At 40.5% G+C, this 7,079-nt stretch carries 3 protein-coding genes and 1 pseudogene; 3 read left to right on the top strand and 1 reads right to left on the bottom strand.

Going from position 1 to position 7,079, the window contains the following annotated elements; genetic code table 11:
• Positions 1 to 130: 130 nt before the first annotated feature.
• Positions 131 to 637: pseudogene (locus tag KBY68_RS12235) on the bottom strand (ABC transporter substrate-binding protein); the annotation flags it as partial.
• Positions 638 to 702: 65 nt separating this feature from the next.
• On the opposite strand from KBY68_RS12235, the gene KBY68_RS12230 reads away from it, so the two are divergent.
• The 3 genes from KBY68_RS12230 to KBY68_RS12220 all read left to right on the top strand — a co-directional run bounded on the left by KBY68_RS12230 (position 703) and on the right by KBY68_RS12220 (position 6,671).
• Positions 703 to 3,621, top strand: coding sequence for a cyclic nucleotide-binding domain-containing protein (locus KBY68_RS12230; protein ID WP_255097471.1), 2,919 nt, complete (start codon positions 703 to 705; stop codon positions 3,619 to 3,621).
• 651 nt (positions 3,622 to 4,272) lie between these two features.
• A complete protein-coding gene (locus KBY68_RS12225; protein WP_255097470.1) occupies positions 4,273 to 5,820 on the top strand; it encodes an NAD(P)H-quinone oxidoreductase subunit N in 1,548 nt (515 codons plus the stop codon).
• 503 nt (positions 5,821 to 6,323) lie between these two features.
• On the top strand, positions 6,324 to 6,671 hold the full coding sequence (locus KBY68_RS12220; RefSeq protein WP_255097469.1) for an abortive infection family protein: 348 nt from the start codon (positions 6,324 to 6,326) through the stop codon (positions 6,669 to 6,671).
• Positions 6,672 to 7,079: the final 408 nt, after the last annotated feature.

Here is a 7,079-nt window from a genome sequence, read left to right as displayed (position 1 = left end):
CCGAGAACCACTGAACAGCTTCATGAGGCTATCACTCTCGCTTTCAATTCTGTCTCCGAATCTGACTTCTTTGGCTGGTTTTATGAATGTGATGCTCGTATCACGCTCATTTGAAAACCGCTATATCTGCTTTTAGCGTCAAGCCTTTGTCTTTGTGCTTACCCGCGATCGCAATGCCATTGCCCTGTGTATTTAATTGCAAAAGCACATACATCGGAATTTTGAGGTTATCAGTAATGATGCCTTCTGAAATCAAATAGGGCATCGGCATTTGCCATTGACCACCATCGATACCACCTGCGGATGAACCAATTTTGACGTTATCTCTTGCTGCTCCCCAGTTGGCTTGTTTGGATATTTCTACATCGGTCATGCCATATTTAGCAAAAAATCCTTTCTCTTTAGCAATGATTAAAGGTGCAGCTTCGATAATTGGCAGGTATCCGAGCCGTACTTTGCTAGTTTCAGGGACTTGTTCAGGGGGAATATTTATTTTAGTGGCATTAGCAGAACTTATAGTTGGGGTGTCTTCGGGCGGGTTACCCAGACATCCTTTAAGAAGCACAGAACTAAGAGCCGTTGCCCCTGCTGTAGCAATAAAATGCCGGCGCGAAAAATTGTTATTGAAATCAGACATAATTTTTTTGTTTAACGAACTTTAAAAAGTGATTAATGTTTAAGAATTTATTTGGGACGTATTGATTGGTTGCTATTGGTATCTTAGAGTTAAACTTTGATAGAGTAAAGCCTATTATTTTTATAACAAAGATAGGTTTTTATCTATGTATTTTTTTGATAAGCTCGTTCATGTGGACTTTAGCGCAATCGCCAAATAAAAAAATGTTTTCTCGTATATCAGAACAACAAATGCATCGCGTGCGTTGGGTACTCACGTGTGCTTGGTTAATACTCATCGCCTCGCTGTTCTACGATCCTGTCTCGCCAATGATTACAGCACCAGATCGATACTGGAGTCCTTTTCGCATTAAGCCAGAGGATTGCATCCCCGTGCAGAATGTTTGCCTCGACCTCCAACCTTATCCTCTTGGAGCGCCGATATTTTGGGGAATAGTCGTACCCAGTGCCATTTTCATTTTGTTGGTTTTTGGGCATGAGCTATGGCGGCGCATTTGTCCGCTTTCGTTTTTGTCACAAATTCCTCGGTCCTTGGGATGGCAAAGACAAATCAAACGAACCGATAGTAAAACAGGCAAAGTCCGCTATGAAATTCCGAAAATCAAAAAAGATTCTTGGCTAGGTAAAAATTATTTCTATCTTCAGTTCTCTCTATTGTTTGTGGGTCTATGCTGCCGCATTCTGTTTATTAATGGCAATGCGATCGCTTTAGGAATTTGGCTATTAGGTACAATTGCCGCCGCAGTTACAGTTGGCTTTTTATATGGCGGTAAAACTTGGTGCAATTACTTCTGCCCAATGGCTCCAGTTCAAAAAGTATATGCAGAACCAGGCGCACTATTGGCAAGTAAGGCTCACATGAGTGAGATCCCGATTACTCAATCTATGTGTCGGACAACCAGTGACAGCAAAGAACAGAGCGCCTGTGTCGCCTGTCAAAATCCCTGCATTGACATTGATTCCGAGCGATCGTACTGGGATGGAATCGAGAAACCAGAATCTAAATTCCTTTACTACTGCTATTTAGGACTAGTAGTAGGTTACTTTTTCTATTACTATCTCTATGCTGGCAACTGGGACTATTACTTTTCTGGCGCTTGGGCTATGGAAGGTAACTCGATTGAAAAGCTCTTGTCTGCTGGATTTTATTTGTACGGGCAAGTGATTCCTATTCCAAAACTGATTGCGGTTCCGATTACCTTAGCTCTGTTTACAGGTTTGGGCTATATATTAGGACATCTTTCAGAACGCATCTATCGCGCTTATTTACACTTTTATAAGCAGAAAGCACCTATTACTCTGATTCGACATCATTTATTTAGCGTTTGCACTTTTATCGCTTTTAATCTATTCTTCATTTTTGGCGGTCGCCCCTTTATTCGTTTATTGCCAAATGTTTTCCAAGAAACTATTGATATAGTTATTGTTTTATTTAGTACTTTGTGTCTCTATCAGACGATTAGACGCGATCCTGAATTGTATGCCAAAGAAGGTTTAGCAGGAAGATTTCGTAAACAGTTAATCAAGATGAACTTTCCTCTAGAACAATATTTTACAGGCAAAGATATTGAAGAACTCAATCCCCATGAAGTTTATGTACTCGCAAAAGTTTTACCAGGGTTTACGAAACAAAAACGTTATGAAGCCTATAAAGGTGTATTGCGTGAGTCTTTAGAGGAGGGCTATACCAACTCATCGAGTAGCTTAGAAGTACTGCGACAGTTACGCACGGAATTAGATGTTTCCGATACCGAACACCGTAATCTTTTGGAAGAACTGGGCGTAGAAGATCCGCAACTCCTCGATCCTACTCGCAAACGCGATCTTGAAAATTTAGTGCGGATTTCTGGCTATCGCAAAGCCATGGAACGATTGATGTATTTACAAAATTTAGATGTAACTACAGCGTCTCAACAAGTGGCAAAGACTTACAGCATTACGCCTACGGAAGAGAGCGAGATTATGCAAGATTTTGATCGGGAGTCTTCACTCAAACAAAAATCCCATTACTATCTCGATCGCCTAGAAAAACTCTTACGTTATGATCACAGCCTCAATCAGCCGATTTTAATTGACGACAGAACTGTAGTATCGATGCTTTTAGAGGCAATTAGCCGTAAAAAGCAGATGTTAGTTTTGGCGATTTTAGAGGCGATTCAGACATTAAATAAGGGAGTAAACAGCGAAGAAGCCAGTGATATTGCCAGAACATTGGGCGGATTTTCTTCTACAGTGTTACAAAATATTCTGGCTGATCATAAGTCTGAGTGGTATCAGAGATTGGATGGTCATCTCATTTCTATCCTAAAAGAAACAGGACAAGATACGGCTTGTTCATTGAGTCTTCAAGTCTCTGAAGTTGTTGAAACTTTAACAGCGCTCTTGCATGAACAAAATCCCCTGATTCAATCGGCAAGTTTATTTCTCTTACAAAAACTTGATTTCCCCCTTAGTCATTCTTTAGCAGTGGATCTCAATAGTAAACATCCGCTAGTAGAAGAAACCATCAAATTTATTACCGAAAGAGATCTCTCAGCACCATTGGCTGATTTCCCGATCTTAGAGCGCATTGTTTATCTCTTTAATAGTGATTTCTTCCACTCCCTTGATAACGAAATGTTAATCGAGTTAGGCAATCGCGCCTATGTTAAATCTTATCAAGAGGAAGAACATATTAGTGAGGCTGGTGATACTTGCCGCGAACTATTGTTATTGATTGAGGGAACTGTGGAAATCAGAGTGAAACACCCTGACCAAACGGAAATTATTTCTAATCTTTTACCAGGAAAAGTATTGGATGAGCTAGAAGTGCTAACCCACACCAATCAGTCGGGAACGATCGTCGCAAAAGATTCTCCCACGAGAGTCTTAGCAATTCCTGTCGATACCTTTGACGATCTCATGGATCGCGATCGTAATCTTGCTATCAAAGTTTTGGAGCTAGAAAGCCTCAGAATTAAAGGATTGTTAGGATCAAAAATTTAATAAAACCCAAAAGTATTTTGGTGATCTTCGGATGCCGAAACAGTCGATACTATCTGCGGATGAGTCAATTTTGAAATTATCTCTTGCCGCACCCCAATTGTGTTTAGATGTTTCTACATCGCTCATGCCTTACTTTGCAAAGAAACCCTTCTTTTTGGCAATAATCAATTATTTCAAAAGGTGGGGAATTCAGCGCAAAGCTAGATGCGAGAGCACTCATGTAAATTACAAATCCACAATGGACAATTCACTAAGTCAATCTCACCGATAGAACCCAGTTAAAAGTTCTTAGTCGACAAATTTGAATGATTGATTGGTTGCTATTGATATCTTAGAGTGAAGTCTTAATAGGGCAAAGTCTATTGTTTTTATAATACTCATAGATAAAAATCTATCAATAATTTTGGCAAAGGCAGTGAGCTTAAGCCCATTTTTATAGAGTTTTATTTCTCATGACTCATTTACAGAGCTTTATGCTCAAACCCTAACCGAATAAAGTTTTAAAAGCATTGCTTTGCAATGCTTTTAAAACTTTATTCGGTTCTTTACTGCGAAAACTAATGTAGGGTTGCTATAGATTTTCCATTAGTCAACTAAGTTGATTTCAACTTTTGCTATACAATTGCCATAGCAACAACACATGAATTAAGTATGGATATAGCAAGTCTCAATGCTCTGCTCAATAGTGGTGCGATTTTGCCAGAACTCATTGTCATTGGGACATTGGTACTCGTGTTAGTCGTCGATCTGATTGCTTCGGGGCGCAAGTCGGCAAATGTGCTGCCATATATTGCGATCTCAGGTTTAGTCGCCAGTATCGCTTCCCTTGTATGTCAATGGACTGGCTTAGATAATCCGATCGCTTTTTTAGGAAGTTTTAACAGTGACAAACTCAGTATTATTTTTCGCGGCATCATTGCCATCTCAACTCTGTTCACGATTCTCGTCTCAATCCGTTATCTGGAGCAGTCAGGAGTCGTAGTTGGTGAATATCTAGTAATTTTACTGAGTGCCAATCTCGGTGCGATGTTCCTCACTGGCGCTGATGACATGGTGATGGTCTTTGTCGCTCTAGAAACTTTAAGTATTTCCTCATATTTACTGTCAGGCTATACCAAGCGCGACCCACGCTCTAACGAAGCTGCCCTCAAATATTTATTAGTTGGTGCGGCAAGTTCGGCAATTTTTCTGTATGGAATGTCTCTGCTCTACGGACTTTCAGGCGGTGAAACATCTCTATCAGCGATCGCATCGAAAATCACGGTTAGCAACACAGCCCTAATCATTTCTCTTATATTTGTGATTGCAGGGATCTCCTTTAAACTTTCGGCAGTACCCTTTCACCAATGGACACCTGACGTTTATGAAGGTTCACCTACGCCTGTAGTCGCGTTTCTCTCGATTGGCTCAAAAGTTGCAGGTTTTGGACTTGCCCTGAGATTTTTGATTACCGCTTTCCCCCTTGCCTCGCAGCAATGGCATTACGTGTTTGTGGTGTTAACGGTTTTAAGTATTGTCTTGGGTAATGTGGTAGCGATCGCCCAAACCAGCATCAAACGGATGTTAGCCTATTCCTCCATCGGTCAAGCGGGATTTGTTCTGCTTGGTCTGGTGATTGACTCGGAAGCGGGTTATGCCAGCATGGTATTTTACCTGATCCTGTATCTATTCATGAACATGGGTGCTTTTGCCTGTGTGATCCTATTTGCGTCGCGCACAGGTACGGATCAAATCAGCGAGTACAGTGGACTATATCAAAAAGATCCTCTACTCACCTTAGCCCTCAGTGTCAGCTTACTTTCCCTTGGTGGAATTCCGCCCCTCGCTGGTTTCTTTGGTAAGCTCTACATTTTTTGGGCAGGTTGGCAAGCTCACGCCTACGGTTTAGTTTTACTAGCGCTGGTAATGAGTGTGGTTTCGCTCTATTACTACATCCGCGTCGTCAAGATGATGGTAGTGAAGGAGCCGCAAGAAATGTCGGCTTCGGTGAAGAATTATCCAGCGATTACATGGAATCAAACTGGTTTAAAACCTCTCCAAGCAGCGATCGTGATTACTCTAGTATTTACAGCGATCGCGGGTATTGCGTCTAATCCTCTCTTCTCCCTCTCCAATCAAGCCGTAAAAGAAACCCAGTTTCTCCAAGCTAAAGCTCCAAATGCAAAATCAGTCGCAGTGTTGACAACAACTGCACAATAAAAGTTAAGGGGGCGCTTTGCGCCCTTTTTGTTTTTGCATTGTCTGTGACATTCTCAAAACTATCTTGTGTATCGATTAGACTAAAATTATATAGTCCAACTTTTAGAAATAATGACGACACGTTTAGAGAAAGTACGACACCTTCAAGACATTTTTATTTCCCGTGCAACAGATGGAGATATCAAAGACGAAGATTATAGTATTCTCCGTTTAGAGTTACTAAGAGATAGCACAGTCAGAGATCTTCTTCCGCAGTTTGTTAGAACTTGCGATGAGCTATCCAAATTCTGGGGATTCATTAAACCAAAGTTCAGCACTTACCATGAACGAAGAACTTTTATATGGGAAGAGTTTAGTTCATTAATTACATAAATATTATTGCCGCTCAACCAGCAGATGATGACATTTCCTCAATTCTTATTAAGTTCGATACTGAACATGTCCATATTGCTTGGCAAAAAGCCCTTGAACGCAGAGATGAAGATCCAGAAGCGGCAATCACTATGGCGCGTACATTAATTGAATCAGTTTGTAAACATATTTTGGATGAAGCAGGTATTCCCCACACCGATAAAGATGATTTGCTTAAACTCTATAGAGAAACTGCTAAACAACTTAATATGGCTCCTGAACAACATCAAGAAGAAGTCTTTAAACAAATTCTTAGTGGTCGTTTTACGGTCGTGCAAGGGCTTGGAACTATACGCAATAAATTGAGTGATGCTCATGGCAAAGGGAAAAAAGCTATTAAACCATCTCCTCGACACGCTGCACTCGCGGTCAACTTAGCTGGGTCAATGGCTGCATTTTTAGTCACAACTTGGGAAGAAAGAGTGTCGAAATCCACCTAAAAAATGAATAAAACAGATCAGGAATGCTTACAGTAAACTTTGATAATGAGTTTTTCATGTAATCGCATTCAAATTGATGAGTATATGTTTCGCCTAGAGCAGTCACAAGAACAGCACTATCAAGAATGGTTAAAAAAGAACCGTCAGAAGCGATCATTAGGGTGCGATCGCGAAAAAAATGAAGTTTTGAGGTGATCGCATACTTGAGCTAAGATATTATTCACATAGAACAGGCAAAAACTATGCTTTTAGAAGACTATTTCAATTTTCTAAGCTCAGATGACTAAAGCGCTCCCCATTGTCAAGACAAAAAAGTATAAAAGTTAAGATAAAAAGCTGCATCGACAAAAGGCAAGCAAAATAACTACATATGAACCTCCGTGTTAGGGTGTTTAAAATGAACTGTTG

It is taken from the genome of Synechococcus lacustris Maggiore-St4-Slac, from assembly GCF_024345595.1.
Taxonomy (GTDB): Bacteria; Cyanobacteriota; Cyanobacteriia; order PCC-6307; family Cyanobiaceae; genus Synechococcus_D; species Synechococcus_D lacustris.
Note: the sequence above shows the minus strand (reverse complement) of the source record. Positions and strands in the feature narration are given on the sequence as shown.